This is a genomic window from Pseudonocardia hierapolitana (assembly GCF_007994075.1).
In the GTDB taxonomy this organism is placed as follows: domain Bacteria; phylum Actinomycetota; class Actinomycetes; order Mycobacteriales; family Pseudonocardiaceae; genus Pseudonocardia; species Pseudonocardia hierapolitana.
On the sequence record NZ_VIWU01000001.1, the window covers coordinates 5,671,790 to 5,696,648 of the forward strand.

The following is a 24,859-nucleotide window of genomic DNA, read 5'->3' on the forward strand; positions in this document are numbered from 1 at the left end:
CCCACACAGAAGATCACGGACGGTGCTGAGGTGGGTAGCAGGTCATCCGCGACGGCGGGGCGTGATCCGGGCGTTGGGCAGGGCGGGGGCGGGCAGCCGCTGTAGCACTCCGGTGTAGCCCTCGACGCCGCCGAACTGGTCGGACTCGTGTTCCCACGCCTCGCGGAACGCCACGATCTCGTCGTGGCTGCGGGCCACGAAGTTCCACCACATCACGACGTCCTCGTCGAACGGGGCGCCTCCGAGGAGCAGCACTCGGGCCCGTTCCCCGGTGGGGTTGGCCAGCTCCAGGCTCTGCGGGCCGGGCGCGAGGTGGCCGAGCTCGGCGCGGGCCAGCTCGGTGCCGGCGAGCAGGACCGTTCCGGTGTCGACGAGGACGCCGTGTTCGTGGGTGGGTTCGACGTCGAGCGTGACGCGGGCGCGCGGATCGAGCACGATCTCGGCGCCGAGCAGCGGGGTGAAGGTCGGCACGGGGGAGGTCTCGCCGGCGAGGCTGCCGAGGAAGACACGTGCTGTCGCGCCGCCCAGGTCGATCGGGCCAGGCGCGTGGTGGTGGAAGGCGCGTGCGGTGTGGCGGTGCGCGTCGGGCAGAGCGACCCACAGCTGCACCCCTTGCAGGATCGTGGCGCCCTCGGTGGCGACCTCGGAGTGGCAGATGCCGCGCCCGCCCGTCATCAGGTTCAGCTCGCCGGGCCGCACGATCGCGTGCGTGCCGAGGCTGTCGCGGTGCTCGACCTCGCCGGCGAACAACCACGTCACCGTCTGCAAGCCGGTGTGCGGGTGTGGCGGCACGTCCATGCTCGCGCCGGCGGCGACGTCGTCGGGGCCGTAGTGGTCGGCGAAGCACCACGCGCCGATCAGGGACCGCTTCCGCTGCGGGAGGGTGCGCCGGACCGTCATCGCCCGCGGGCCACCGAGCGGCACGTCACGGGCGGCCAGGACCTCGACGCCGCCGGTGCCCGGCTCGCCGCCGGGGCAGGTGAGTTCGACGGGAAACGCTTCGGTGTTGCTCATGCGAAGTCCTCCGGTGAGGTGCAGGCGCCGAACGATACGGCCGGAGCGGGGCGAGCGAGAAGTTCGACTCTTTGGTCGATCTGTCGTCCACGTGGTTGAATCGACGCATGGAGATCGGGCTCGTGGTCATGGACGAGAACCCGGCCGACGCGCTGCGGGTCGTCCGGGCGGCCGATCGCGCCGGGGTGCACTCGCTCTGGAGCATCGACTACTACAACCGCAGCAGCCTCACCCGGGCGGCGGCGTTCGCGGCGGTGTCGGTGAACGCGATCGTCGGCACGAGCGTCACGCCGCTGTTCGCCCGCTCGGCGCTGGCGCTCGCGTCGGCCGCCGCGGACGTGCAGGCGATCGCGGATGGCCGTTTCGTGTTGGGCGTGGGCAGCAGCACGCGCAGGATGAACCAGGACTGGTACGGCGCCGCGCTGCAGCGCCCGGCGCCGCAGGTGCGGGAGCGGGTCGAGCTGATCCGCCGGTTGCTCGCCCACCGCAGCGGGCCGTTCCGGTTCGACGGCGAGTTCGACCGCATCTCGTTGGGGCACTACGACCGCACCGCGCTGCCCGACAGCGTGCCGATCCTGGCCGCGGGCGTGGGAGAGCACATGGTCCGTGCGGCGGGGGAGTGCGCGGACGGGTTCGTCGGACACACGATCGCCTCCGCCGAGTACCTGCGCGACACCGCTCGCCCGTTGCTGGCGAAGGGGGCGGCCCGGGCGGGCCGGGACGTGACGGGGCTGCGGATGACCACGCAGATCGTCGCCGCGGCCGGGCCCGATGTGCGCGCCGCGCGCCGGGACGCCGCGGCGCAGGTCGGGTTCTACGCGACGCCGAAGGGGTACGACGCGCTCTTCCCGGACGGCCGGTTCGGCGCCGAGCGCGCTGCCGCTCGGGCGGCGGTCGCGAGCGGTGACGTGGCCGGTGTGGTCGCGGCGGGTGGGGCGATGGTCGAGGAGCGGGCCGTGTTCGGGACACCGGAGGACGTGGCCGAGCAGCTGCGCCGCTACGCCGACGTCGTCGACTGGGCGCTGCTCTACCCACCCCACTTCGGGGTCGACCAGGAGCGCGTCCACGCGAACGAGCTGGCCCTGATCGAGGTGGCGTCCGCGTGGGCGTGATCAGGGCTGGGCGGAGGGGAAGCGCGGAGGGCGCTTCTCGCGGAGCGCCGCGGCGCCCTCGACGACGTCGGGGCCGAGGAAGGTCAGCATCTCGTATGCCGCGGACTGGTCGAACGTGGGACCTGCCGCGCGCAGCCAGTTGTTGAGCGCCTTCTTGGTGAGCCGGATCGCGGGCTGGGAACCCGTGGCCAGCACGTCGGCCACCCGCAGCGCCTCGTCGAGGACCTGGTCACGGGGCACGGCCTTGGCGACCATGCCGAGCCGCTCCGCCTCAGCGCCGGTGATCATCTCGCCGGTGAGCAGGTAGTAGCGGGCCTTGGCCATGCCGGCGAGCAGCGGCCAGATGATCGCGGCGTGGTCGCCGGCGGCGACACCGAGCTTGACGTGCCCGTCGCCGATCCGTGCGTCCTCCGCGGCGATGGCGACATCGGCCAAGAGGGCGGCGACGGTGCCTGCACCGACGGCGACCCCGTTGATGGCCGACACGATCGGCTTGTCGCAGTTGATGATGTTGTAGACCAGGTCGCTCATCTCGCGGAGCATGTGCGAGACGCGGTCGTAGTCGCCTGCCATCCGCTCGACCATGGCCAGGTCGCCGCCCGCGGAGAACGCCTTGCCGGCACCCGTGACGACCGCGACCCGGGTTTCGGGGTCGGCGGCGACGTCCACCCAGACGCGGGCGAGCTCGCTGTGCATCTGCTCGTCGGCGGCGTTGTACTTCTCCGGCCGGTCGAGCGTGATGAGCAGGACCCCGTTCGCGCGCCGGGAGAACCTCAGCTGCGTGTAGTCGTCGAAACCCACGTGGCTCCTCCGTTCGTCGCGCCGAGTCAACCACACCTACGATTTCTCGACCAGCGCGACTGAAAGTCGACCGGACGGTTGAAGAAGCGGGTGCCTGGCCGATACGGTTCGGTGGTGGAGCTCGGGAACAAGGTGGCAGTCGTGACCGGCGCGGCGTCCGGGATCGGCCGGGCGACGGCGGTCGCGATGGCGGCGGCGGGCGCCACGGTCGCCGCCGCGGACCGCGACGCAGACGGCCTCGCCGCCACGGTGCGGACGATCGGCACCGGGGCGACCGCGCACCGGGTCGACCTGGCCGACAAGCAGGCGATCCTGGCGCTGCGCGACGAGGTGCTCGCCGCACACGGCCTGCCGGACGTGATCGTCAACGCCGCGGGGTTCGACCGGGCCGAGCCGTTCATGGACAACGACGACGCGCTGTGGGAACAGCTGGCCGCGGTGAACTTCCTCGGCCCCGTCCGGCTCACCCGCGCGTTCCTCGAGCCGATCCTCGCGGCGCAGCACCCGGTCAAGATCGTCAACATCGCCAGCGACGCGGGCCGGGTCGGCAGCCTGGGCGAGACCGTCTACGCGGGCACCAAGGGCGGGCTGATCGCGTTCACCAAGTCGCTGGCCCGGGAGATGGCCCGCTACCAGATCAACGTCAACTGCGTGTGCCCCGGCCCGACCGACACCCCGCTGTTCGCCACCCTGCCCGAGAAGGTGCGGGAGGGGCTGATCCGCGCCATCCCGTTCCGCAGGCTCGCCACCCCCGACGAGGTGGCCGACGCCGTGTTGTTCTTCGCCTCCGGCCATTCGAACTTCGTCACCGGCCAGGTCCTCAGCGTCAGCGGCGGACTGACCATGGCCGGCTGATCACGACCGGGCGCCGTCGAGGCTGAACATCCGGGCCGCGGCCTCGACGACCGCCTCCCACAGCTCGGCCTTCCTCTCCAGCGGCAGCGACGGGCGGATCCACAACGCCGACTGGTTGAGCACGCCGTGCAGGCACTGCAGCGCCACGTCCGGGTTCGGGCAGTCGAACTCACCCGTGGCGATCCCGGCCTCGACCACGCGCCGGAAGATCGCGTCGTGACGGCGCCGGCTCTCCTTGATGATCTCCTGGAACGATGCAGGCCAGGTCGTCGGCCACGAGAACACGGTGGCCACCTCCGGGGCCGTGTCGGTGAGGATGCGGACCTGCTCCCGGATCAGGGTGCGGATCTGTTCCAGGTGGCTGCGGTCGCGGACCCGGTCCAGCTCCTGCTCCAGGCGCCGGTTGACCTCGACCGTCAGGCCCTCGATCACCGCGGCGACCAGCTCGTCCTTGCCGGAGAAGTAGTGGTAGAGCGTGGCCTTGGCGATGTCGGTCCGCTCGGCGACGTCCTCCAGGTTCATCCCCTGGTACCCGTGCTCGGACAGCAGCGCCGTCGCGGTGCGCACGATCTCGGCCTTGCGCCGGTCCCGGCGGCGCTCCACCCGGCTGCTCGCGCGGGCAGTCGTCGCTGGCTCAGCCACTGATCGTCGCTCCCGTCGAAGTACCCGGTCCGCGACGGAGTCTAGGTGAGCCGACCAGCGGGACCGTTCTTCGACCCGGCGATCGGTCCACGCCGGTGGATGCGCCGGGAGCGGGCGAGCGCCAGCCCGGCGAGGACCACGCCGACCAGCCCGAGTACCACGGCGATGACGGCCCCGGCCAGCCCGTTGCCGGTACCGAGACCGCCTGCGGCGTTGGCCCCGTGCACGCCGCCGACGACCACGCCGATCAGGCCCATGACCAGCGCGGTGATCGGCACGGCTCGGCGGTCGCCGGGGCGGGCCAGTGCCCATCCGCCGACGACCACGCCGGCCAACGCCAGCACGGCGGCCGAGGTGGGCACGGTTCGCCCGACGCCGAGTACGTAACCGCCTGCGGCGACGGTGGCGTGCGCGGTCTCGGGTGCGGAGAGGAGGAGGTGCACGGACGACATCGGCGGTTCCTTCCGTCGAGGCGGGTGTCGGCGTCGATGCTGACCGCCGGGCGGGGGCCCGCGCGTCGGACGACGGATGTGTTTCCCGGCTGATCCGCTGGGCGTACGGTCAGCCGCCGGTGGTAGTCCGAAGACACCACACCGCGTGGATGCGCGCTCGCGGCAGGCCACGCACCATGGGCCCGGCCGAGGGCGGGAGGATGGTCGACAGCATGCCTGTGGTGGTGGATCGCGGTGCGCCGACGCCGTTCGTGGTCGACGCGATACTCGGCGGCTGCGTGGCGCTCGGGCTCGTCGCCGCCACCCTCGTCGAGGGCCGCCCGGTGGACGCCGGCGCGATCGCGCTGCTCGTGGCCGTCGCCGCCGCGCTCGCCCTGCGCCGCCGCTTTCCGGTCGCGGTGCTCGTCGTGCTGAACGCGATCACCATCGTCTGGTACCTCGGTGCCCGTCCCGGCCTGCTGATCACGCTCGCGCCGATGATCGGCTGCTACACCCTCGCGGCCGACCGGGGGTGGCGGTGGGGCCTCGCAGGCGCCGTCGTCACGGCGCTGATCCAGATCCTCGCGATCCGCGTGGTGCTCGGCGACACCGAGACCGCGGGCGTTGTCCCCATCGCGGTGCTGCTGGCGGCCACCGCGGCCAGCGCAGGCACGGCCGTGGGCTACTACCGGGCGCTCCTCTCGGCCACCCGCGCCGAGCTCGCCCGGGAGACCCGGACCCGAGAGGAGCGGGCACGCCGGCTCGCGGCCGAGGAACGGCTGCGCATCGCACGCGAGCTGCACGACGTCTTCGGGCACGCCATGGCCGCCATCAGCGTGCAGGCCGGAGTCGGTCTGCACGTCATCGACCGACGCCCCGGGCAGGCGCGCGAGGCCCTCGCCGCGATCAAGGAGGTCTGCGACGACGGCCTCACCGACGTCAAGACCATCCTCGGCATCCTGCGCTCCGACACCGCGGGCGAGGAACCGCGTGCGCCGCGAGGCGGGCTCGACCGGGTCGGCGAGCTGGTCGGCACGGCGGAGGCCGCGGGCCTGCGGGTGGAGCTGCGCGTCGACGGCGATCCGCGGCCGCTGCCGGCCCCGGTCGACATGGCCGCCTACCGGATCATCCAGGAGTCGCTGACCAACGTGTTGCGCCATGCCGAGGCGCGAACCGTCCGGCTCACGCTGGAGCACGAGCCGTCCCGGCTGTCGGTCCGGATCCGCGACGACGGGGTCGGCGCCGGCGCGGACACCTCCCGCGGGCACGGCATCGACGGGATGCGCGAACGCGCACGCGCCCTGTCCGGGCACCTCACCGCGGCCCCGCATCCCGACGGCGGCTTCGAGGTGCACGCCGAGCTGCCCATCGCGAACCCGCGATGATGGCCGGTGTGAGCGAACCGATCCGCGTGCTCATCGCGGACGACGAGGCCCTGGTCCGAGGCGGCTTCCGGGTGCTCATCGAGACCGAGCCCGGCATGGTCGTGGTCGGCGAGGCCGCCGACGGGGCCACCGCGGTGGCCCTGACCCGCCAGACCCGCCCCGACGTCGTGCTGATGGACATCAGGATGCCAGGGGTCGACGGACTGCGGGCCACCCACGAGATCGCAGCGGACCCCGACCTCGCCGGTGTCCACGTGCTCATCCTCACCACCTTCGACCACGACGAGTACGTCGTCGAAGCGCTCGGTGCCGGAGCCGCCGGCTTCCTGATCAAGAACACCGAGCCGGTCCAGCTGCTGCGCGGCATCCGCGTGGTCGCAGGCGGCGAGGCACTCCTGTCGCCCGGGCTGACCCGCCGGTTGATCGCCCGGCTCGCCGAGGCGAGCACGACCCCGCGCCTGAATGCCGACGCTCTTGCCCAGCTGACCGCCCGGGAGAAGGAGATCGTGGGACTCGTCGCCCACGGGCTGAGCAACGCCGACATCGCCGCCGCGCTCACGATCAGCCACGCCACCGCGAAGACCCACGTCAGCCGCGCGATGGCCAAACTCGGCGCCCGCGACCGCGCACAGCTGGTCGCCATGGCCTACCGGTTCCGCCTCGTCGAACCACCGGACCCGGGCCCCTGACCGGGCCGCAGGGCCCACCCGAGAACGGCGCCGCTCACCAGGAGCGCAGCGGTCAGCAGGAGCAGGCCGTCTCCCAGTACGAATCCCAGCAGCGTGAACGGGACGGCGATCCATCCGGCGTAGTGGCCGATCCGGCTCCAACGGCTCTTCCCGTACGTGCGGAGCAGTTCGGCCAGTCTCGGGTCCTCGACGGCCAGGTTCCTCTCGATGGCGCGCAGCGCGCGGTGCTCCTGGCGGTTCATGGTCCGGCGTTCCTCTCGGGATCGTTCCTGGGTCCGTTCTCGCGGCCGTGGGCGGCATCGACCAGACGTGCCTCGTCGTCGAGAAGACCCCACGGTGCCGTACTCGGGGATTCCTGCATGACGTTCTCGTCGGTCGGTCACGCCACTGCACGGCCGCGCCCGGACGGAGGCAGGGCGTCAGCGGCGAGCAGTTGTTCCAGGCGCGCCACGGCGCCGGCCTGAGCGGCGTCGAGGAAGGCCCGCAGCAACCGGTCACGAGCCACCTGGTGAACGGGCGCATGCCGGGCCTCGGTGAGGTGCATCCGGGCCCGTCGCCCGAGCTGTCGCGCGTTGGCCTCGCTGATCCCGAGCGCCTCCGCGATGTCGCGGAACGGGTAGTCGAACGCCTCCCGGAGTACGAAGACGGCACGTTCGATCGGTGACAGCCGCTCGAGCAGGAGCAGGACCCCCTGCTCCAGGTCGGCCGACCGCTCGGCAGCCACCGTCGGGTCCTCGGCGGTCAAGGCTCGCGCCGGGAACCAGCTGTCGACGGAGACCTCGCGGCGCGCGCGTGCGGAGACGGCGACGTTGAGCGCGAGCCGCGTCGTGATCTTCACGAGGAACGCGACCCGGTCGTGCACCTGTGCTCGGTCTGCGCCCTGCCAACGCACCCAGACGTCCTGGACGACGTCCTCGGCGTCGGCCACCCGGCCGAGCAGCCGGTACGCGATCCCGAACAGACGTGGACGGACGCTCTGGAAGTCCGCTGCTTCCTCGGCCGTTGCGGACGCGATGTCGATGGGCATGGGACCACCGTCGTCCGGCCCGGGGCCCGGTCGCGCCCTTGGTAACCCCGGGTGTGCCCCTGGGGGCGGGGCCAGGGTCCCCGGGTCAGGTGTGCCCGTCGCCGGGCCTGCTGTGGCGGGAGGTAGCCCGGACGGGCTCGGCGGCCGCAACGAGCCCCTCGGGGACGTGGACGTCCCGGGTGCTACGGCGTCGGGAGGGCCTCGGACAGCTCCTTGCGGGAGCTGACGCCGAGCTTGGTGAACACCTTCCGCAGGTGCCACTCGACGGTGCGGGGGCTGATGAACAGCTGGGCGCCGATCTCCGAGTTCGTGTGCCGGTGCGCGGCGAGCCGGGCGATCTGCGCCTCCTGCGCGGTGAGCTCGTCACGGGTGTGGGCAGTGCGTCTGCGTGCCGTCTCGCCGGTGGCGAGCAGCTCGCGGCGGGCCCGGTCGGCGAACCCCTCGGCGCCCATCGCGATGAAGAGCTCGTGAGCAGCCCGCAGCTGCTCGCGTGCGTCGAGGCGTCGGCCTTCTCGGCGGAGCCATTCGCCGTGGAGCAGCCTGGCCCGGGCGAGCTCGCCCCGGACCCGGGTTCGGCTCAGCCGCTCGATCGCCTCCTGGTAGAGCCGCCCGGCGGCTTCGCCATCGCTCAGCAGCGCGCGTGAGCGCGCCTCCACACCGAGCGCCCAGTCGCTGCCGCTGGCCCGGGTCATCGCGGAGAGCTGCTCGAGGGCCTCGGCCGCATCCTCGACGGCGCCGGTACGGGCCGCCGACTCCACCAGCTCGGCCAACCCCCAGTTCGCCGCGCACAGCTCGGTGGGGAACAAGCCGGCCTGGCGAGCCGCGTCCAGGGCGTCCTCATACCGGCCCAGCCCGTTGAGGAGCAACGCGCTCGTCCAGTGCCCGATGGTCACCGCGATCCCCTCACCGCGGGCCACGGCCTCGTTCATGCTGGTTTCGATCAGGGCGCGCGCCTGCTCTTCGCGCCCGCGCCACGCGGCGAGCGCCATGGCTCCGCATGGAGCCAGACTGCTTCCGGTCGCCTCCCCCACCGCGTTCGCCTCGTCGATGAGGGGTGCGGCCTCCGTCAGCTCGCCGGCGAAGACCTGCGCCATGACGCGCGAGTTGAGCGCGAGGAGGAGCTCGCCGAGGGCACCGGCCTCCCGAGCGAGACTCACGTGGCGGGCGGAGAGAACCTGCCAGCACTCGTCGTCCCAGACGTCCACCGAGATGATCGACGCGAGCCAGAGCCAGCGGAGTCCCTCCGACACCGAGAGGTCCTCGGCGGAGAACGCCTGCAGCGCTCGCCGGGCCAGCGGCATCGCCGCCGAGTAGCCATCGGTGAACAGCGAGGCCAGTCCTTCCAGCAGCACGTCGCCCTTGCGCGTTCCGTCCGCATGGGTGCGCGGAACCGCTCGCGCCACGTGGACGGTGTTGGCCGTGCCCGCGAGGCGGCCGGCGAACATCGCAGCGGAGAAGGCGTCCAGGTACGTGTCGCGGGCCAGTTCGGCGTCCAGCGACTCGAGCCGCTCGGCTGCGGCGAGCAGCAGGGGAGGGGCTTCGTTGCCGCGGTTCGATGCGAATGCGACCTGGGCGCGCAGCCGATCGGCCCGTGCCCGCCCGAGCTCGTCGAGCGGGCCCGCCTCGGCGACTGCGAGCAGGTTCCGAGCCACGTCGAACTCGCCGGCGTGCAGCTTGGCCTGCGCCGCGGCCAGGATGCGGCCCGTCCGCCGCGCCTCGTCAGGGGTGAGCTCGGCCGCCCGATCGAGGAAGGCTGCAGCCGCCGCGAACCCGCCGCGCGAACGGGCACGGTCGGCCGAGCGCTCGAGCTCGGCGGCGACCTCCTCGTCCGGCTCGGCGCTCGCCTGGGCGCGGTGCCACGCCCGGCGGTCGGGATCGAGCTCGGTCACCTCCGCGAGCGCGCCGTGCACATCCTGCAGGTCGTGCACCTCGGCTGCACGCCATGCGGCCGAGCGCACGAGCGGATGGTGGAACCGTACGCGCGTGCCGAGATCGATCAGGCCGTCCGTCTCCGCCGGAACCGCCGCGTCAGGCTTGATCCCGAGCAGTTCGACCGCGCGCCAGAGCACGATGACGTCCCCGACCGGCTCCACCGCAGCCGCGAGGAGGAGCTTCCTGGTGTCTGCGGGAAGCGGCCGGAGCCTCCGGACGAACTCCTCTTCCACGCGGCTGGCCAGCGGCATCGTGTGCGCGAGCCCGAACCCGAACGCGAGCTCTGCAGGTGTGCGCCCGCGCGGCAGCTCCAGGAGCGCCAGCGGGTTGCCCCGCGCCTCGGCGACGATCTCGTCGAGTACCGCGGCATCGAGCGGGCCGCGCAGTGCCGTCCTGAGCACCGCGCGGGAGTCGGCGTCGTTCAGGCCGGTGACCTGCATCTCCGGGACCTGCCGGAACGTCTGGTCCTCGCCGACCGTCCGGGTGGCGAACACCAGCGCGACCGGCTCCGCCAGCAGACGCCGGGCCACGAAGGTGAGAGTGTGTGCCGAGGCCTGGTCGAGCCACTGGGCGTCGTCGACGAGGCAGACCAGGGGTTGCTCCTCCGCGACGTCCGACAGCAGGCTCAGGGTCGCCAGGCTGATCAGGAAGCGGTCCGGGGGGTTGCCGCTGCGCAAGCCGAACGCGGTGCCGAGCGCGTCACGCTGAGGGCCGGGAAGCCGCTCGAGCCGGTCGAGGAACGGTGCGCAGAGCTGGTGGAGCCCGGCGAAAGGGAGCTCCATCTCGAGTTCCACGCCCGCGGCGCGCGCGATGCGGCACCCCTCGGCGCGGCTCGCGAGGTGTTCCAGCAACGCGGTCTTGCCGATCCCGGCTTCGCCGCGCAGGACGAGCACGCGACTCCGTCCCTCGCGGGCACCCGCCAGTAGCTGATCCAGCTCGCGGCATTCACGGCGGCGCCCGCGCAGACCCTGCGGACCGCTGCTCGACATCCCCCACCGCCGCTGCTCGAAAGGGCTTTCAGTCTATCGACCAGGCCATCCGGGGCGGCCAGACGCCGATCGGGCCAAGGATCATGGGCGTTCGTCGTAGAACGATGGTCACTCGACGAGCTTGCCGATGCTCGAGACCTCCCTGATGAGCGCGGCGATCTCGACCGGTGTCTCCGCCACCGGCTCCCTGACGACTTGCCCCGGCCCCGACCAGACCAGGTTGACTCGCAGCGACTCGTCCACGTCCGGGAAGTCGGAGCGGTTGTGGCAACCGCGGGTCTCGCGGCGCTCGAGTGCCGCTTCCACCGTCGCGCGCGCGGCGACGAGCGAGGAGCGCAGATCGAACGCGTGAGCCAGGTCCTGGAAGCCGGCCAGGTCGGGATGCACCCCGATGCTCTTCTCGGCGGTCTCGATGTCCCCCAGGCGTGCGAGGCCCTCCCGCAGTCCGGTCTCGTCGCGCACCACGCCCGCGTGCTCGGTCATGATGTCGCGGAGCGCGCGCTGCAGGGAGCGCACGTTCTCCGGCCCGTCTGCGGCGAGCACCTGGTCCACCTCGTCACGCGCCTGCGCCACGGCGGCGGCGCTGCGCGGTTGCGCATCGAGGTCGGCGGAGTAGTCCGCGGCGGCGTCGCCGACGATCCGACCGTAGACGAGCAGCTCGATCAGGGAGTTGCCGCCGAGGCGGTTGGCCCCGTGCAGCCCGCTGGCGGCCTCGCCGACGGCGTACAGGCCGGCGATCCCGGTGCCGTGGTCCTCCGGCCGCACCCAGACCCCGCCCATCGAGTAATGGGCGGTGGGCGCGATCTCGATCGGCGTGGTGGTGATGTCGAGCATCTGCAGCTCGATCAGGGTCTGGTAGACGCGGGGGAGCCGCTGCATGATCGTGTCCCGGGGCAGGTGGGAGACGTCGAGCCACACGCCGCCGTCCGGGGTGCCCCGGCCCTCCTTGATCTCGGTGTAGGCCGCGAGGGCGACCCGGTCCCGGGTGGAGAGCTCCATCCGGACGGGGTCGTAGCGCACCATGAACCGCTCGCCGAGCCGGTTGCGCAGCACGCCGCCCTCGCCGCGGGCCGCCTCCGACACGAGCGTGCCGGCGGCGTTCTCGGGCCCGAGCAGGCCCGACGGGTGGAACTGCACGAGCTCGGGATCCCGGATGCGCGCTCCCGCGGTGACGGCGAGCCGGAACGCGTCGCCCGTGTTCTCGTCGCGTCGCGAGGAGGTGCGCCGCCAGATCCGGGTGTGGCCGCCCGCGGCCAGGATCACCGCGTCGGCGTGGACCACGTACCGGGTGCCGTCTCCGATGTCGAACCCGTAGGCGCCGAACACCACGCCGTGCCGCGTCAGGATCCGCGTGACGTACATCGTGTCGATGATCGCAACGTCGAGCTGCCGGGCGCGGTTCACCAGGGTGCGCTGGATCTCCAGGCCGGTGTAGTCCCCCGCGAAGGCGGTCCGCCGGAACGTGTGCGCGCCGAAGTACCGCTGCGAGATGCGGCCGTCCGCCTCGCGCGCGAACGGCATGCCCCAGCGGTCCAGGTCGGCGATGCTGCGGGCCGCGCCCTCGGTGACGATCCGAACGGTGGTCGGGTCCGCGAGGAAGTAGCTCTCCTTGAGCGTGTCCGCCGCGTGCTGCTGCCAGGAGTCCCCGGGATCCATGGTGCCGAGGGCGGCGTTGATGCCTCCCGCGGCGAGGGTGGTGTGCGCGTCGGCACTCGGCCGCTTGCCCACCACGAGGACGTCGGTGCCCCGCTCGGCCAGTTGGATGGCGGCCCGTAGGCCGGAGCCACCGGTCCCGATGATCAGGACGGAGGTCGCGAGCCGCCGCTCCGGCGCGCTCATCGGAGGGACCGGACCGTGGTGAGCGGGTGTGCGGATCCCGGTGTCGTCGTGCGCAGGATCGTCACGAGGACGGCCGCGGCTGCGGCCAGCGCGACGAGGGCGACGACCGCGCCCACCCCGGCTCCGGCGCCCACCGCCGGGGCCAGGAGCACGAGGGCGGCCGCTCCGAACAGGACGGACGGCCGGACGCGCGACCTCGGCACGATCGGGGAGTGGCTCGCCCACAGCAGCGCCAGGAACAGCGCGGTGGGGATCGCCACCGCGTACCCCGCGCCGCGCGGATCCAGCGCGCCGTGCGCCCCGGTCTGCCGCACGGCGACCTCGAGGCCCGCCCCGAGCGCCGCGAGGGAGGCGAAGATCCCGTAGTGGCCGTAGCCCCACAGGAACGAGCGGCTCCGGCGGTTCGACAGCCCGTCTCCGCTCGGCTCCAGCTCGTAGAGCCACCACAGCGCGAACAGCAGCACCAGCCCGGAGCCGGCGACGACCACGAGCGACCAGTGCAGGCCCTCCGAGACGACGTCGGCGATCCCGATCGACGCCGCGAGGACGCTCTCGCCCAGCAGGATGATCGTGAAGAGTGCGTACCGCTCGGCGATGTGGCGCGGATGCCAGCTCGTGCCCCGGCTGCGTTCGGCCCACATCGGCACGGCCAGCTCCGCCCCGGCGAGGGCCACGAACGCCACCACGAGCGCCACGCCGGTGAGCACCCCGAGCTCGGCCAGCAGGAGGCGGACGAGCCAGAGGACCTCGGCGATGCCGATGCCCGCGGCGTACCGGAGGGCGGTGCGCCTGCCCTCCGGGTGCTCCCGCGCGGCCCGCAGCCACAGCACGAGCAGGCCCACCCGCATCACCAGGTAGCCGAGGGTGATCGCGCGGTAGTCGCCCGTCGCGAACGCGGCCGGCACCCCGGCGGCCAGGACGAGAACCCCGCCCATCTGCAGCAAGGTGAGCAGCCGGTACGGCACGTCGTCGGTGTCGTAGGACGAAGCGAACCAGGTGAAGTTCATCCAGGCCCACCAGATGGCGAAGAACACCTGCAGGAACGGGCTCACGGCCTGCGCCGCATGCCCGTCGGCCACCGCGTGGCCGAGCTGCGCCACCACCGCGGCCACGGCGACCACGAACGTCAGGTCGAACAGGAGCTCGAGCTGCGTCGCCGCTCGGTGCGGCTCGTCGACGCTGCGCGCCGTCATCGGGATCCGGAGCTGCGGCATGGCTACGCCCAGTCCTCCTGCCACGAGTAGGCCGGGCCGGCGTTACTCACCACGGCGACGGTGTCGAGCGCACCGAGGGCGACGGTGAGCAGCAGCGCGGAGTCCTCGACGGCATCGAGGGTGTGGGCCTCGGTGGGCACCGTGACGAGGGCGCCCGTCACGGCCTCCACCACCTGCGTGCCGGTGGTCAGCCGGACGCGGCCCGCGAGCACCTGCAACGTCGCCTCCCGCACGTTGTGGTGCTCGTGCAGCGTGGTGCCGGCTCTCAGGGCGACCACGGCCTGCCGGAGCGCGCGGTCGTGGCCGCCGTGCACGGTGTGCGTGCTGCGGCCGTGAGCCGCCGCCCGCGCCCGCTCGACGTGCGCCCGCGCGGTTTCGATCAGGGGCGTCGGATCCATGTGTCCTCCTCGGGTGCGGGTGTGCCGCCAGTAGGACCGGACGGACGCCCTGGCCGTGACACGAGGACCGGCACCGTGACGTGGCGGACCCGGCCGTCACGAATCCACCGGCCGTCCTGTCCTCGCTTCCGGCGCCGCTCCGCACGAGAGCGGGCTCGGACGAAGGGATGCGTCGTGAAGGTCGTTGTGATCGGTGGTACCGGGCTGATCGGGTCGAAGCTGGTGACCAAGCTGGGCGAACACGGCCACGAGGCGGTGCCGGCGGCCCCGAACACCGGCGTGAACACGTTGACGGGTGAAGGGCTCGCGGAGGCGCTCGACGGCGCGGCGGTCGTGGTTGACGTGTCGAACTCGCCGTCGTTCGCCAGCTACTCCGGCGCGCGGATCAGCGAGCGGACGCTGCTTCCGGGCCCGGACGCCCAGCTCGGGGAGATCACCCTCGGCACGTGGCTCGCCCAGCGGCAGTAGTCCGCGGGGCGAACACACCGATCACGCACACCGTCGCAGTCGAAGGAGACACCCATGGAGCAACCGAAGGTCTCGGTCATCCACCTCGGAACGGCGGACGGCATCCAGGCCCTGGCGAAGGAGGTGGCGACCGGCGCCGAGGAGGTGGGCGCGGTCGTCCGGATCCGGCGCGTGCCGGACCACGCCGCCGCGGCGCAGGCGGGTGTCGGGAACCTCGCCACCCCGGACGACGTCCGCTGGGCGGACGCGGTCGTCCTCGGCTCGCCGAGCCGCTACGGCAGCCTCGCATCTCCGCTCAGATCGTTCCTGGAGACGCTGGAGCCCCTCGGCGGCGGCAGGCAGCGGGAGATCGTCTGGTCCGGCTTCGCCTCCGACGACGGCGTGCTGCACGGTGGGCACGAGGCCACGCTGATGACCTTGTTCCGCGCGCTGCTCCGCCTGGACGGCGTCCTCGTCCCCGCACCCCGCGCCCAGGACCTGGACGGGCGCGCCGTCGCTCGGCAGACCGGGCGGGACGTCGCCCGTGTCGCAGGCCGGCTGCTGGCCGGTGCGGCCGCCGAGGGCGGACCGGTCCCGGTCGCGTGATGACGGCCGGTGGCCCGGATGATCAGGAGCGTTGATCCCCGCCTTCCGCGCGACGTGCTGTTCCTGTTGTGGGCGATGGGGCACGGCGACGAGGTCGCCGTGGTGGATTCGTGCTACCTCGTCGGCCAGGACGGACAGCTGCGCGGCATGGTGGTGCAGATGGGCGGCGCCGACATCCTCCAGGCGATGCGTGCCGTCCTGTCGGCAGTGCAGATCGACACCACCTTCGTCGCTGCTCCGGTCAGGCAGATCGAGCACGCCGATTCGGGACCGTTGTGCGAGGTGCGACGTGCGGTGCAGGTCGAGGTCGATGACGCACTGGGGTTCCGGTGCTCGATCGCCGCAGTCGCACACCGGGAATTCCACGAGCAGGTCAGGAACTGCTATGGATTGATCATCACCGGAGATGCCAGGAAGCAGGGGAACTTCATCCTGCGGAAGGGGCTGGACGTGACACCGGCCAGCGTCCTCTCCCCGAACGGGCAGCAAAGCCCGTGATGGCACCCGGGGGGAAGCACGATCTGATCGTCGACGGGGAGCGCATCCGCACGGCCCGGCTCCTCCTGCGGCCGTGGATCCTCGACGACGCCGAGGCCGCGCTCGCCATCTACGGTGCCGACGACGTGTCCAGATGGCTCGCGCCGGCGGTGGAGCGGGTGCCCGACATCGCGACGATGCGGGCGCACCTCGGTAGCTGGATGACCGAATGCGCGTCGGTGGACTCCTGCCAGGGCCGTTGGGCCGTCGAGCTGCAGGAGACCGGCGAGGTGGTCGGCGGCGTGACCTTGTTGCCGCTGCCTCCGTACGAACTGGACCTCCAGGTCGGATGGCAGATCGTTCCGAAGGCCTGGGGCAACGGATTTGCGACCGAGGCCGGCCATGCCGTCGCCCACTACGCCTTCGAAGCCGGCCTGGACGAGATCTTCGCCGTGGTGCGCCCGAAGAACGTGAAGGGTGCGGCCACCGCGCGTCGCGTCGGAATGGAGTGGGTCGGCGTGACGGACAAGTACTACGACCTCACGCTCGAGGTGTACCGCCTCCGTCGAGGCGATCTGGACGTGCCGACACCCAACGTCGAGAACCAGGACGAATCATCATGAGCACTCATTCCCCGTCACCGGTGAAAACCGCAGCGGCCGACCTGTCACGCCGGCAGACCGTCGGGCAGGTCATGAGGCCGCCGGCGACGATCGAACCGGACGCGCACCTCGCCGCGGCCGCCTACCTGATCGAGCACCTCCACGACCCGGCGCTCGTGGTGGTGGACGAGGACACCCACGAACCCGTCGCGATGATCACCGCCGCCGAGATCACCAGGGCGGTCGCCCACGGTCGAAGCCTCGAGGACACGCGCGTCAGCCAGGTCGTCACGGCGAAGCCGGTGACGGTCCGAGCCGATGCCTTCGCCGAGGACGCGGCCCGGCTGATGCTGTCCCACGGCATCCGGCACTTGCCGGTCGTCGAGGGCCGGCGGCTCGTCGGGATGGTCGAGCTCGCCGATCTGTGCCGGGCGAGCTTCGCGCCCTGACCGCTGCCGGCGGCGGCGTAGCGCACCCGGGGCGGGTGCGGGTGCCGCGGACAGGGCGGAGCCACGGCGGATCGCACACCATCGCTGTCGCCACCACCGTCGTGTGCTGACCGGATCGGTCACCCACGCCGGGTCGGCACGAGCAGCACGCCACCGCGACCGTCGCGGCAGTGGGGTACTGCTGATCCGCGCGTTCTGCGGAACGCACCCGCGCTCCGGCCGCGATCAGCGGTTCGCCGCGGAACCGGTCGGATCTTGTCAATGGCCTTGGTGCTGCTCGTCCTCCGTCGCCGCTGTGGCGCTGCGCCCCGCCCGGACGAGCGAGATGACGGTGTCGGCGGTGCGGTCGAGGTGGCTGCGGCCGTCCGGCAGCTGGGCCTCGGGGCTGATGTAGCTGCGGGGCCCGACGTGGGTGGCCGGGTCGAGCCGGTGCACGGTGACCCTTCCGGCGCGTCGGGCCCGGTTCCACCCGCTGCGCCGGAACAACCGCCAGCGCTGCGGGAAGATCCAGGTGCCGACCCGCTCGATCCGGTCGTTGGCGCTGGTGAGCAGGTGCAGGTGCAGAGCGTGCGTGAGGTCGTTGGCGCCGTTGTGGAACCCGCCGAGGGTGATCAGCAGGAGCGGGGAGCGCAGCTGCGCGTGCAGCTCGTCGACCGCGCCGGTGGCGACCTGGGCGCCGCCGCTGTAGCTGAGCAGCACCACGGGAATGCCGCTGCCGGGCCGGTAGCCGGCGAGCCGGAGCTGGGTGGCGATCTGGGTGCCGACGGCGCGGTTGTAGAGGGGGCGGTACCGGCGGTCGGCGGCGACGAAGATCTGCATGACGTTGTGCAGGAACAGCAGCAGACCGACGTGCCGGCGTAGCCACGCCCACACCGGCCGGTCGGCGAGCGGGTCGGCCAGCGGGGAGTAGGGCAGCACCTGACCCAGCACCCGCAGCTCCGGCGCCCCGGCGATCAGCGCCTTGACCAGCCGGCCGCCGTCGCGGCTGTCGCGGAAGCGGCGCTTCCCGATGCCGTCGAGGTACACCAGGTAGGCGTCCGGGGGACGGTCGGCGGCCGCGCCGAGGGCATAGGGCATGCCCGCCGGGAGCTCGGTGGTGGGAGCCCGCCAGCCGGCCGTGTACGCCAGCACCTCGTACCGGGCGAGGAGCGCTTCGGCGAGCAGGACCGGCCCGACCCCGCCGGCCATGAGCAGGAACAGGAGCTCGCTCATGGCTGGGGCTCCGCCGCCCCGGTGGCGCCGATCGTCCCGACCATGCGCCGAACCGCCTCGACGGCGAGGGCCAGCCCGAGTCCGGCGACGGCCACGCAGCCGGCGGCGGCCCACCAGCCCAGCCCGGTCGCCGCGCCGAGGGGCCCGGCGAGGCCCGCCCCGACCGCCACCAGGAGCAGCAGGTGCAGCAGCGGCCCGAGCAGCGGGAACGCGAGGACGGCGGCGAGCACCAGTGGGGCGAGCTGGCCCGGTGTCCAGGCCGGCACGACTACGTCCGGAGGTGGAGCGGGCTGCACCAGCTGGGCGAGGGACCACGCTGTGAGCGGCCAGAGCGCGAACACGGTGCCCTCGACCACGGCACCGGTCAACAGCAGCCCGGCCACGACGCTCCGCGACGTGCCGGACCGGCGGGCGATCACGGGCAGCAGGCGCCCGAGTGCCTCGGACAGCCCGGCGATCAGCAGCAGGACGACGACGGCAGGCGACATCGGTCAGCGCTGTCGTAGCGGATCGGCAGGGGTCGTCCGGCCGACCGGACCGGCCGGGTGCAGGTAGCGCTCGATCTCGTCGGCGGCGCGCCGGTAGCCGCCCGCCCGGCGCTGGGCGACCTGCAGGTCGGCTGCGCCCGCCCGGTAGCGGGGGTCGTCGAGCAGGCGCCGCGCGAGGGCGTGCACGCTGTCCACGGCCGCATCACGGGTGCCGATCGACAGGCCGGCGCCGAGCTCGACCACCCGACGGGCCACCAGCGGCTGGTCAGCGCCCTGCGGGACCACCAGCATCGGAACGCCGGCGTACGTGGCCTCGTTGACGCTGTTCATCCCGCCGTGGGTGACGAACAGCGCCGCGCGGGCCAGCACCTCCGGTTGCGGCACGGAGCGGCGGGCGAGCACGCGCGCGGGCAACGGCCCCAGCGCGGCGGGATCGGTCTGCCCGGTGGAGACGACCACGGTGCCGCCCAGCGGGGCGAGCGCGGCGGCGAAGCCGCGCAACAGCTGCGGGTCGGCGTTGAAGACCGTGCCCAGCGAGGCGTACAGCACGGGGTCCCGCAGCCGATCGAGCGGGAACGACGGGTCGGCCGGGCGGGAGCCGATGCTCGGGCCGACGAACCGGTAGGACTGGTCGAAGTACTCGACGGCGGGCTGCAAGGCCCGTGAGGTGTAGACCAGGTTGAGCGGCTGGCGGATGTTCCCGAGGTCGATCAGCGGCAACCCGCGCGTGTCGAAGCGGCGGCGCAGCTCCCAGCGCGACCGCAGGTAGCCGAGGAGGCTGCGGCGGCGAGCCGCCGCCTCGACGAGCAGGTCCCGCGAGGCGCGGGTGGGGCTGGGCACGTGCCGGTCGAACGCGAACGTGGTGAACGACGACGCCGCCGGCACCCCGAGCTCGCGGGCGGCGACCGCGCCCCACGGGCATGCGTTGTCGTGGACGATCAGGTCGGGCCGGATGCGACGCAATTCGGAGAGCACGGTGGGCAGCACGCGGACCGTCGTGAGCGCGAGCCCCTCCACCAGCGTGACCGGCGTCGGCGGGTCGGGGAGCGGCTGGTCACCCCCGGGATAGAGGTGCACGGTCGCGCCGGTGGCCTCGATCTCCTCCCGGAAGGCGGGCGTGGTGTGGTAGGTGACGGAGTGGCCGCGCCGCACGAGCTCGGCCACGACCGGCAGCGTCGGGTTGACGCGCCCGTGCATGCCGATGTTGAGGAACGCGATGGTGCTCATCGGTCCGCCCCCGACAGGGAGGGAGTCGCCGCCCCGGCCGGACCTGCCGATGCCGCCGGGGGGTGCTCCGCCCGGTACAGGCCGGGCCCGCTGATCCGCAACCGGTCGAGGAAGCGCGCAGCCGCGGCGGACGCGGTGCTGATCAACCGCCCGGAGTGGCCGAAGTCCCACGGGGAGGGCCAGGCCTCGATGCCGGTCGGCAGGACGACGGTCGGGATGTGCTCGGACACCTCGTGCAGGTCGCGCTCGATCTGGTGGTGCCACATCAGCAGCCCGGCCCGGGCGGCGATCGCACCGGCCCGCCTGCGCGGGATGGTCGGGCGCAGCGGCCAGCTCGCCGGCCCGGTCGGCAGCACCACGACGCTGGCCGCTCCGGCCTGGTGGGCTGCGCGCACCGGGACGAAGGCGATCACCCCGCCGTCGACGAGCATCCGGCCGGCGCGGAGCACCGGGGGCAGGACGCCGGGAATGGCGGCGCTGGCCAGCAGCGCCGACTCGAGATCACCGTGGTCGAGCAACACCTGAGCCCCGGTGACCAGGTCCATGGCGATCGCGCTGAACGGGATCGCAAGCTCCTCGATCCGCGACGGCAGCCCGGCACGGGCGATCAGCCGGCGCAGGCCGTGATCGGCGAAGACGCTGACGCGGGAGGACGGGTAGCCGAGCGGGAACACGTCACGTCGGCGCAGCCTGGTCCACACGTGGTCCAGCCATGACGCGGCGGTGCCGGGGTGCGCGGCCACGATCGCCCCGTTGAGGGCGCCGACCGAGGTGCCGAAGATCAGATCCGGGACGAATCCGCGCTGCTCCAGCGCGTATCCGGCGCCGACCTGCGCCGCGCCGAACACACCGCCGCCACCCACCACCGCCGCGACGGGACGGGGAAGGGCGCCCAGGCCCGCCGGCTCCGGGCCCACGGCCGTCCGGCCCGACAACGGTGGGCTCGTCCCGTTGCCGCCCGTCGTGGTCGGGCGCGTCTCGCAGGACGGCCACTCGCCGAACCTCATGGTCCACCTTCCTCGCCACGGCGCCGGGTGCGTTCCCCAACGAGGACCGGGCGGCGGCCCGATCCGTGACACCGCCGCCCGGTCCCGCGCTGCGCGTGGAAAAGGACCGAGGAATTGCCGGTACCGATGTCACGGATCGAGCGGCCTCCCGGTCCTCGCTGAGACGTCCGAAACCCTGGGAGATCAGATGACCACGGCCACGACCGCAATTCCCGGTTACCTCGCGGGTACCTGGGACATCGACCCCGTTCACTCCGACGTCTCCTTCACGGTGCGCCACATGATGGTGAGCAAGGTGCGAGGCCGGTTCGGCACCTTCTCCGGGGAGATCGTCACCGGCGAGAACCTGACCGGCTCGTCCGTCACCGCGTCGATCGACGCGGCCTCGATCGACACCGGTAACGGCCAACGCGACCGGCACCTCCGCTCGGCCGACTTCTTCGACGTCGAGAGGTACCCCACCTGGACGTTCCGCTCGACGGGCGTGCGCGCCGACGGCGACGACCTCGTGGTGGACGGGGAGCTCACGATCAAGGGAGTGACCCGGTCGGTGCCGCTGGCCGTGGAGGTGGGCGGCATCGGACCGGACGCAGGCGGCGGCACCCGCATCGGATTCTCCGCTTCGATCACGATCGATCGCAACGATTTCGGCGTTGACATCAAGATGCCGCTCGACGGCAGCGGCGTCGTCGTCAGCGACAAGGTGCAGATCGCCATCGAGATCGAGGCAGTGCTGCGCCAGGAATGACCGCGACGATCGGCTGGCGGAACGCCGCGGGCTTTTCCTTCGAGCACAACACGACGAGGAAGACATGCAACCCACCGCAGAATCGCGCCGGACCGGAAAGAGTGCGGCGATCCACCTGACCCGGGTTACCCCACCCACTCGCCGCCGCGCTGGCTGAGGCGCTCGAGGTCGACGACGTGCGCATCCTCAAGGCCGTCGAGGGCAGGCGCGAAGCCGAGCGCGAGCAGTGGAACGACGCCGACAACTTCCTCGCGATCGCACCCGGTGTGGTCCTCGGATACGACCGCGGGTGCTCGGCGCGCTGTTCGACGGGATCGAGTTCCGCGGGTTCGGCCAGAGCACCGTCGAGGAGCTGAGCCGCCATGCCGGCGTGCCGGTGTGGAACGGGCTCACCGACGAGTGGCACCCGACCCAGATGCTCGCCGACGTCCTCACGATGCGCGAGCACCAGCCCGGCGAGGTCGAGGCGATCAGCTACTGCTTCCTCGGCGACGGCCGGAGCAACGTGGCGCGGTCGCTCCTGGCCACCGGGGCCATGCTCGCCGGCACGGCCGGCACTGCGATCACGGCGTGAGTGCCCTTCGCCGCCACCACTTCTCCACCGCGACCACGGGTACCACCACCGCACCCGACGCTGCCGCGAGCGCCCACTGCGGGACCGTCAGGTCCTCGGTGTGGAAGACCGCCTGCAGGAACGGCAGGTGCACGACCGAGGCCTGGAGCACCAGCAGCGCCGCGATGCCGGCGAAGACGTACCGGTTCGAGGTCCAGCCGACGCTGCGCACCGGTGCGGTCAGGGTCCGGCACATGAGCAGGTAGAAGATCTGGAAGAAGGCCACCGACGTCACCGCGAGCGTCTGGGCCTGTGCGACCTCAGCACCCGGCCCGGCCACCAGGAACAGCGCGATCGCGACCGCCGCCATGAGCGCGCCGACGTAGACCGTGCGGACCACGACGAAGCGCGACAGCACCGGCTCGTTCCGATCGCGAGGTGGCTTGCGCATCGAGTCGGGCTCCTGCGCCTCGAATGCGATGGGAAGCGCGAGTGACACCGTCGCCACCAGGTTGATCCACAGGATCTGCACGGGCTCGATCGGCAGGACGGGGGAGCCTCCGACCACCGGGAACGCCAGCACCGCCACCAGGATGATCAGCGCCTCGCCGACGTTGGTCGGCAGCACGAATGCCAGTGCCTTGACCAGGTTGTCGTAGACCCGGCGCCCCTCCTCGATGGCTGCCCGGATCGTCGCGAAGTTGTCGTCACCGAGGACGATGTCGGCGGCTTCCTTCGCCGCCGCGGTACCGGCGCGCCCCATCGCCACCCCGATGTCGGCCTGACGCAGCGCAGGCGCGTCGTTGACGCCGTCACCGGTCATCGCCGTCACCGCGCCCCCTGCCTGGAGCGCCCGTACGAGCGCGAGCTTGTGCTCGGGTGCCACGCGCGCGAAGACGTCGGTGGTCCGGACCCGGTGCCGCAGCTCGTCCGCGGAGAGCTCCGCGATCTCGGCGCCGGTCATCGGCGAACCGTGCCCAATGCCGAGCTCACGGCCGATCGCAGCCGCGGTCGCGGCGTGGTCGCCAGTGATCATCTTGACGCTCACGCTTGCGCGATGGCACGCCTCCACAGCGTCCACCACCTCGGGCCGTAGCGGGTCGATCAACGCGACGAGGCCGAGCAGTTCGAGCCTGCGGCCGTCGAGAACCACCGCATCGCCCTCCGGGCCGTATCGGAGGCAGAGCGCGAGAACCCGCATGCCGTCGGCCGTGTAGGCATCGAGGACGGTGCGTGCCACGTCGGCCTCGACGGGGTCGACGTGTGCGAGCAGGACCTCCGGTGCGCCCTTGAAATAGGTGACCCCGTCGGCGCTCCATGCGGGGGCGCTGGCCATGTACTTGCGGCCGGAGTCGAACGGCAGCACCGCACGCGGCGGGTGGTTCCGGAACAGCTCGTCGAGTTCGACGCCGCCCCGTTCGGCGGCGACGAGCAGCGCGCCGTCGGTCGGGTCGCCCAGCACGGTCCGCCGATCGCCGGAACCGTCGAGCCGAGCCTCGTTCGCCAGCGCGGCCCCGATCAGCAGGTTCCGCAGTGGACCGGCGAGCCCGCCACCGGCCACGATCCGCCCGGTGGCCTCGTATCCGACGCCGTCGAACTCCGCCTCGCCGCCGTGGGGCGTCCACGCGCGGCGGACCGTCATCTCGTTGCGGGTCAGCGTGCCGGTCTTGTCCGTGCAGACCACGGACGTGGATCCCAAGGTCTCGACCGCGGGCAGCTCGCGGACCACCGCCCGCCTGCCGGCCATCCGCTGCACCCCGACGGCCAGTGCGATCGTCACGATGGCAGGCAGTCCTTCCGGGATCGCCGCGACGGCCAGCGTGATCGCGGCCATGGCGGCGTCGGCGGCCGGGAACCCCCGCAGCAGCGCGACTCCGAGCAGGACCACCGCCACCACGCCGATGATCTTGGTGATCGTCGATCCGAGCCGGGCGATGCCGAGGGTCAGCGGGGTCTGGGTCTGTTCGATGCCACCGAGCAGGCCGGAGATCCGTCCCAGCTCCGTCCGATCCCCGGTCTCGACCACGGCGGCAACGGCCGAGCCGGTCGTCACAAGAGTGCCCCCGTGCAGCATCGACCGCCGTTCGGCGAGTTCCGCGGCCGGACCGACCGGGTCGGCCGACTTGTCCACCGGCACCGACTCGCCGGTGAGCGTGGACTCGTCGACGCGAAGGCCGTTCGCCTGCAGGATCCTCAGGTCGGCCACGACCCGGCCACCCGCCTCGATCGACACGACGTCCCCGGGAACGAGGTCCGCGGCATCCACCTGCGTCCAGCGCTCGTCGCGCAGCACCGTCGCCGGCTCCGCCACCAACTGGGCGAGTGCCTGGATCGCCCTACCCGCCCGGTACTCCTGCACGAATCCGATCAGCGCGTTCAGCACCACGACACCGAGCACCACGGCGCCGTCCGCCAGGTCCCCGAACGCGAAGGCCACGGCGGCCGAGATCAGCAGCGCGTAGATCAGCGGGCTGGCGAACTGCCGCGCCAGCACGGCCCAGGCCGAGGGGCCCTGCCGGCGGGTGAGCCGGTTCGGACCGTGTTCGCCCATCCGGCGCGCAGCCTCGTGGGCGCTCAGCCCTCGCCGATCGCTCGACAGGCGGGCGAGGACGTCCTCGCCGGACGAGGCGTGCCAGCCCGCGGACCGGCTCTCGCGCTCGTCCACTGCGTGCGGCTCTGAGAGCGCCATCTCGCCATCCCTCGAATCGTCCCGAC

26 protein-coding genes and 1 pseudogene are annotated in these 24,859 nt (G+C 72.5%); 12 read left to right on the forward strand and 15 right to left on the reverse strand.

All coding sequences use genetic code 11. The features are described from left to right. Positions 1-42: 42 nt before the first annotated feature. The gene (locus FHX44_RS26985; protein ID WP_147258368.1) at positions 43-1,014 is read right to left on the reverse strand and encodes a pirin family protein; all 972 of its coding nucleotides are present in this window, start codon (positions 1,012-1,014) and stop codon (positions 43-45) included. Positions 1,015-1,121: 107 nt separating this feature from the next. On the opposite strand from FHX44_RS26985, the gene FHX44_RS26990 reads away from it, so the two are divergent. Continuing rightward, a complete protein-coding gene (locus FHX44_RS26990) occupies positions 1,122-2,126 on the forward strand; it encodes an LLM class flavin-dependent oxidoreductase (protein WP_147258369.1) in 1,005 nt (334 codons plus the stop codon). Here the strand turns inward: FHX44_RS26990 and FHX44_RS26995 are convergent, their stop codons facing one another. Further along, entirely contained in the window at positions 2,127-2,927 is an 801-nt protein-coding gene (locus tag FHX44_RS26995; RefSeq protein WP_147258370.1) for an enoyl-CoA hydratase/isomerase family protein, read from the reverse strand. It abuts the gene before it with no gap. 114 nt (positions 2,928-3,041) lie between these two features. Here FHX44_RS26995 and FHX44_RS27000 point away from each other — a divergent pair, with 114 nt between their 5' ends. Continuing rightward, the gene (locus FHX44_RS27000; RefSeq protein WP_147258371.1) at positions 3,042-3,782 is read left to right on the forward strand and encodes an SDR family NAD(P)-dependent oxidoreductase; all 741 of its coding nucleotides are present in this window, start codon (positions 3,042-3,044) and stop codon (positions 3,780-3,782) included. Here FHX44_RS27000 and FHX44_RS27005 read toward each other — a convergent pair whose 3' ends face one another. Both FHX44_RS27005 and FHX44_RS27010 read right to left on the reverse strand, forming a co-directional pair. After that, positions 3,783-4,424, reverse strand: a complete 642-nt coding sequence (locus tag FHX44_RS27005; protein WP_147258372.1) for a TetR/AcrR family transcriptional regulator — start codon at positions 4,422-4,424, stop codon at positions 3,783-3,785. A 41-nt stretch (positions 4,425-4,465) separates the two neighbouring features. Continuing rightward, positions 4,466-4,876, reverse strand: coding sequence for a DUF6223 family protein (locus FHX44_RS27010; RefSeq protein WP_147258373.1), 411 nt, complete (start codon positions 4,874-4,876; stop codon positions 4,466-4,468). A 212-nt stretch (positions 4,877-5,088) separates the two neighbouring features. On the opposite strand from FHX44_RS27010, the gene FHX44_RS27015 reads away from it, so the two are divergent. Together FHX44_RS27015 and FHX44_RS27020 are read left to right on the forward strand one after the other, a co-directional pair. Next, positions 5,089-6,240 carry a sensor histidine kinase gene (locus FHX44_RS27015; RefSeq protein ID WP_170309060.1) on the forward strand — a complete coding sequence of 384 codons (1,152 nt, stop codon included), beginning with the start codon at positions 5,089-5,091 and terminating at the stop codon, positions 6,238-6,240. Positions 6,241-6,248: 8 nt separating this feature from the next. Beyond that, on the forward strand, positions 6,249-6,929 hold the full coding sequence (locus FHX44_RS27020) for a response regulator (RefSeq protein ID WP_246170605.1): 681 nt from the start codon (positions 6,249-6,251) through the stop codon (positions 6,927-6,929). Here FHX44_RS27020 and FHX44_RS27025 read toward each other — a convergent pair. The 6 genes from FHX44_RS27025 to FHX44_RS27050 form a co-directional block, all read right to left on the reverse strand. Then, positions 6,887-7,171: a DUF3040 domain-containing protein gene (locus FHX44_RS27025; protein WP_147258375.1), complete on the reverse strand. Its 285-nt coding sequence runs from the start codon at positions 7,169-7,171 to the stop codon at positions 6,887-6,889. The two genes, FHX44_RS27020 and FHX44_RS27025, sit on opposite strands and share 43 nt — an antisense overlap. A gap of 137 nt (positions 7,172-7,308) precedes the next feature. Continuing rightward, the gene (locus tag FHX44_RS27030; RefSeq protein WP_147258376.1) at positions 7,309-7,956 is read right to left on the reverse strand and encodes a sigma-70 family RNA polymerase sigma factor; all 648 of its coding nucleotides are present in this window, start codon (positions 7,954-7,956) and stop codon (positions 7,309-7,311) included. A gap of 182 nt (positions 7,957-8,138) precedes the next feature. Next, positions 8,139-10,877, reverse strand: a complete 2,739-nt coding sequence (locus FHX44_RS27035) for an ATP-binding protein (protein ID WP_147258377.1) — start codon at positions 10,875-10,877, stop codon at positions 8,139-8,141. 108 nt (positions 10,878-10,985) lie between these two features. Continuing rightward, a complete protein-coding gene (locus FHX44_RS27040) occupies positions 10,986-12,716 on the reverse strand; it encodes an L-aspartate oxidase (protein ID WP_147258378.1) in 1,731 nt (576 codons plus the stop codon). Next, positions 12,713-13,930, reverse strand: a complete 1,218-nt coding sequence (locus FHX44_RS27045) for a low temperature requirement protein A (protein WP_246170606.1) — start codon at positions 13,928-13,930, stop codon at positions 12,713-12,715. Before FHX44_RS27045 ends, FHX44_RS27040 begins: the two co-directional genes overlap by 4 nt. 2 nt (positions 13,931-13,932) lie before the next feature. Beyond that, the gene (locus tag FHX44_RS27050) at positions 13,933-14,328 is read right to left on the reverse strand and encodes a cupin domain-containing protein (protein WP_212612657.1); all 396 of its coding nucleotides are present in this window, start codon (positions 14,326-14,328) and stop codon (positions 13,933-13,935) included. 174 nt (positions 14,329-14,502) lie between these two features. Between FHX44_RS27050 and FHX44_RS27055 the strand changes: the two are divergent. From FHX44_RS27055 to FHX44_RS27075, 5 genes and pseudogenes are all read left to right on the forward strand, one after another. Next, positions 14,503-14,694: pseudogene (locus FHX44_RS27055) on the forward strand (NAD-dependent epimerase/dehydratase family protein); the annotation flags it as partial. A 156-nt stretch (positions 14,695-14,850) separates the two neighbouring features. Beyond that, complete coding sequence (locus FHX44_RS27060) at positions 14,851-15,381, forward strand: flavodoxin family protein (protein WP_147258379.1); 531 nt, start codon at positions 14,851-14,853, stop codon at positions 15,379-15,381. A gap of 18 nt (positions 15,382-15,399) precedes the next feature. Further along, a complete protein-coding gene (locus tag FHX44_RS27065; RefSeq protein ID WP_246171006.1) occupies positions 15,400-15,879 on the forward strand; it encodes an RbsD/FucU domain-containing protein in 480 nt (159 codons plus the stop codon). Continuing rightward, the gene (locus FHX44_RS27070; RefSeq protein WP_147261492.1) at positions 15,879-16,481 is read left to right on the forward strand and encodes a GNAT family N-acetyltransferase; all 603 of its coding nucleotides are present in this window, start codon (positions 15,879-15,881) and stop codon (positions 16,479-16,481) included. The genes FHX44_RS27065 and FHX44_RS27070 overlap by 1 nt, the downstream gene beginning before the upstream one ends. Positions 16,482-16,552: 71 nt before the next feature. Continuing rightward, positions 16,553-16,909 (forward strand): CBS domain-containing protein, encoded by a 357-nt coding sequence (locus tag FHX44_RS27075; protein ID WP_170309061.1) that lies wholly within the window; start codon positions 16,553-16,555, stop codon positions 16,907-16,909. A gap of 258 nt (positions 16,910-17,167) precedes the next feature. Here the strand turns inward: FHX44_RS27075 and FHX44_RS27080 are convergent, their stop codons facing one another. Genes FHX44_RS27080 through FHX44_RS27095 form a run of 4 tightly spaced genes read right to left on the reverse strand, consistent with a single transcriptional unit; the run spans position 17,168 to position 20,843 of the window. Further along, positions 17,168-18,121 carry a hypothetical protein gene (locus FHX44_RS27080; RefSeq protein WP_147258382.1) on the reverse strand — a complete coding sequence of 318 codons (954 nt, stop codon included), beginning with the start codon at positions 18,119-18,121 and terminating at the stop codon, positions 17,168-17,170. Next, positions 18,118-18,609, reverse strand: a complete 492-nt coding sequence (locus tag FHX44_RS27085) for a hypothetical protein (protein WP_147258383.1) — start codon at positions 18,607-18,609, stop codon at positions 18,118-18,120. Before FHX44_RS27085 ends, FHX44_RS27080 begins: the two co-directional genes overlap by 4 nt. A gap of 3 nt (positions 18,610-18,612) precedes the next feature. After that, positions 18,613-19,836: a macrolide family glycosyltransferase gene (locus FHX44_RS27090; RefSeq protein ID WP_147258384.1), complete on the reverse strand. Its 1,224-nt coding sequence runs from the start codon at positions 19,834-19,836 to the stop codon at positions 18,613-18,615. Beyond that, positions 19,833-20,843: a patatin-like phospholipase family protein gene (locus FHX44_RS27095; protein WP_147258385.1), complete on the reverse strand. Its 1,011-nt coding sequence runs from the start codon at positions 20,841-20,843 to the stop codon at positions 19,833-19,835. Before FHX44_RS27095 ends, FHX44_RS27090 begins: the two co-directional genes overlap by 4 nt. A gap of 187 nt (positions 20,844-21,030) precedes the next feature. Here FHX44_RS27095 and FHX44_RS27100 point away from each other — a divergent pair, with 187 nt between their 5' ends. The 3 genes from FHX44_RS27100 to FHX44_RS27110 all read left to right on the forward strand — a co-directional run bounded on the left by FHX44_RS27100 (position 21,031) and on the right by FHX44_RS27110 (position 22,165). Continuing rightward, positions 21,031-21,591, forward strand: a complete 561-nt coding sequence (locus tag FHX44_RS27100) for a YceI family protein (protein WP_147258386.1) — start codon at positions 21,031-21,033, stop codon at positions 21,589-21,591. A 176-nt stretch (positions 21,592-21,767) separates the two neighbouring features. Beyond that, positions 21,768-21,947, forward strand: coding sequence for an arginine deiminase family protein (locus FHX44_RS27105; protein ID WP_246170607.1), 180 nt, complete (start codon positions 21,768-21,770; stop codon positions 21,945-21,947). Next, positions 21,881-22,165 (forward strand): Rossmann-fold NAD(P)-binding domain-containing protein, encoded by a 285-nt coding sequence (locus FHX44_RS27110; RefSeq protein ID WP_212613136.1) that lies wholly within the window; start codon positions 21,881-21,883, stop codon positions 22,163-22,165. The genes FHX44_RS27105 and FHX44_RS27110 overlap by 67 nt, the downstream gene beginning before the upstream one ends. Here the strand turns inward: FHX44_RS27110 and FHX44_RS27115 are convergent. Beyond that, positions 22,155-24,833: a cation-translocating P-type ATPase gene (locus tag FHX44_RS27115; RefSeq protein ID WP_147258389.1), complete on the reverse strand. Its 2,679-nt coding sequence runs from the start codon at positions 24,831-24,833 to the stop codon at positions 22,155-22,157. The two genes, FHX44_RS27110 and FHX44_RS27115, sit on opposite strands and share 11 nt — an antisense overlap. Positions 24,834-24,859 lie beyond the last annotated feature (26 nt).

Excerpts from the sequence above, each read along its gene's own strand:
- FHX44_RS26985 (WP_147258368.1), bottom strand. The coding sequence starts at position 1,014 with ATGAGCAACACCGAAGCGTTTCCCGTCGAACTCACCTGCCCCGGCGGC.
- FHX44_RS26990 (WP_147258369.1), top strand. The coding sequence starts at position 1,122 with ATGGAGATCGGGCTCGTGGTCATGGACGAGAACCCGGCCGACGCGCTG.
- FHX44_RS27010 (WP_147258373.1), bottom strand. The coding sequence starts at position 4,876 with ATGTCGTCCGTGCACCTCCTCCTCTCCGCACCCGAGACCGCGCACGCC.
- FHX44_RS27015 (WP_170309060.1), top strand. The coding sequence starts at position 5,089 with ATGCCTGTGGTGGTGGATCGCGGTGCGCCGACGCCGTTCGTGGTCGAC.
- FHX44_RS27025 (WP_147258375.1), bottom strand. The coding sequence starts at position 7,171 with ATGAACCGCCAGGAGCACCGCGCGCTGCGCGCCATCGAGAGGAACCTG.
- FHX44_RS27030 (WP_147258376.1), bottom strand. The coding sequence starts at position 7,956 with ATGCCCATCGACATCGCGTCCGCAACGGCCGAGGAAGCAGCGGACTTC.
- FHX44_RS27035 (WP_147258377.1), bottom strand. The coding sequence starts at position 10,877 with ATGTCGAGCAGCGGTCCGCAGGGTCTGCGCGGGCGCCGCCGTGAATGC.
- FHX44_RS27040 (WP_147258378.1), bottom strand. The coding sequence starts at position 12,716 with ATGAGCGCGCCGGAGCGGCGGCTCGCGACCTCCGTCCTGATCATCGGG.
- FHX44_RS27045 (WP_246170606.1), bottom strand. The coding sequence starts at position 13,930 with ATGCCGCAGCTCCGGATCCCGATGACGGCGCGCAGCGTCGACGAGCCG.
- FHX44_RS27050 (WP_212612657.1), bottom strand. The coding sequence starts at position 14,328 with ATGGATCCGACGCCCCTGATCGAAACCGCGCGGGCGCACGTCGAGCGG.
- FHX44_RS27060 (WP_147258379.1), top strand. The coding sequence starts at position 14,851 with ATGGAGCAACCGAAGGTCTCGGTCATCCACCTCGGAACGGCGGACGGC.
- FHX44_RS27065 (WP_246171006.1), top strand. The coding sequence starts at position 15,400 with ATGATCAGGAGCGTTGATCCCCGCCTTCCGCGCGACGTGCTGTTCCTG.
- FHX44_RS27070 (WP_147261492.1), top strand. The coding sequence starts at position 15,879 with ATGGCACCCGGGGGGAAGCACGATCTGATCGTCGACGGGGAGCGCATC.
- FHX44_RS27075 (WP_170309061.1), top strand. The coding sequence starts at position 16,553 with ATGAGGCCGCCGGCGACGATCGAACCGGACGCGCACCTCGCCGCGGCC.
- FHX44_RS27080 (WP_147258382.1), bottom strand. The coding sequence starts at position 18,121 with ATGAGCGAGCTCCTGTTCCTGCTCATGGCCGGCGGGGTCGGGCCGGTC.
- FHX44_RS27085 (WP_147258383.1), bottom strand. The coding sequence starts at position 18,609 with ATGTCGCCTGCCGTCGTCGTCCTGCTGCTGATCGCCGGGCTGTCCGAG.
- FHX44_RS27090 (WP_147258384.1), bottom strand. The coding sequence starts at position 19,836 with ATGAGCACCATCGCGTTCCTCAACATCGGCATGCACGGGCGCGTCAAC.
- FHX44_RS27095 (WP_147258385.1), bottom strand. The coding sequence starts at position 20,843 with ATGAGGTTCGGCGAGTGGCCGTCCTGCGAGACGCGCCCGACCACGACG.
- FHX44_RS27100 (WP_147258386.1), top strand. The coding sequence starts at position 21,031 with ATGACCACGGCCACGACCGCAATTCCCGGTTACCTCGCGGGTACCTGG.
- FHX44_RS27115 (WP_147258389.1), bottom strand. The coding sequence starts at position 24,833 with ATGGCGCTCTCAGAGCCGCACGCAGTGGACGAGCGCGAGAGCCGGTCC.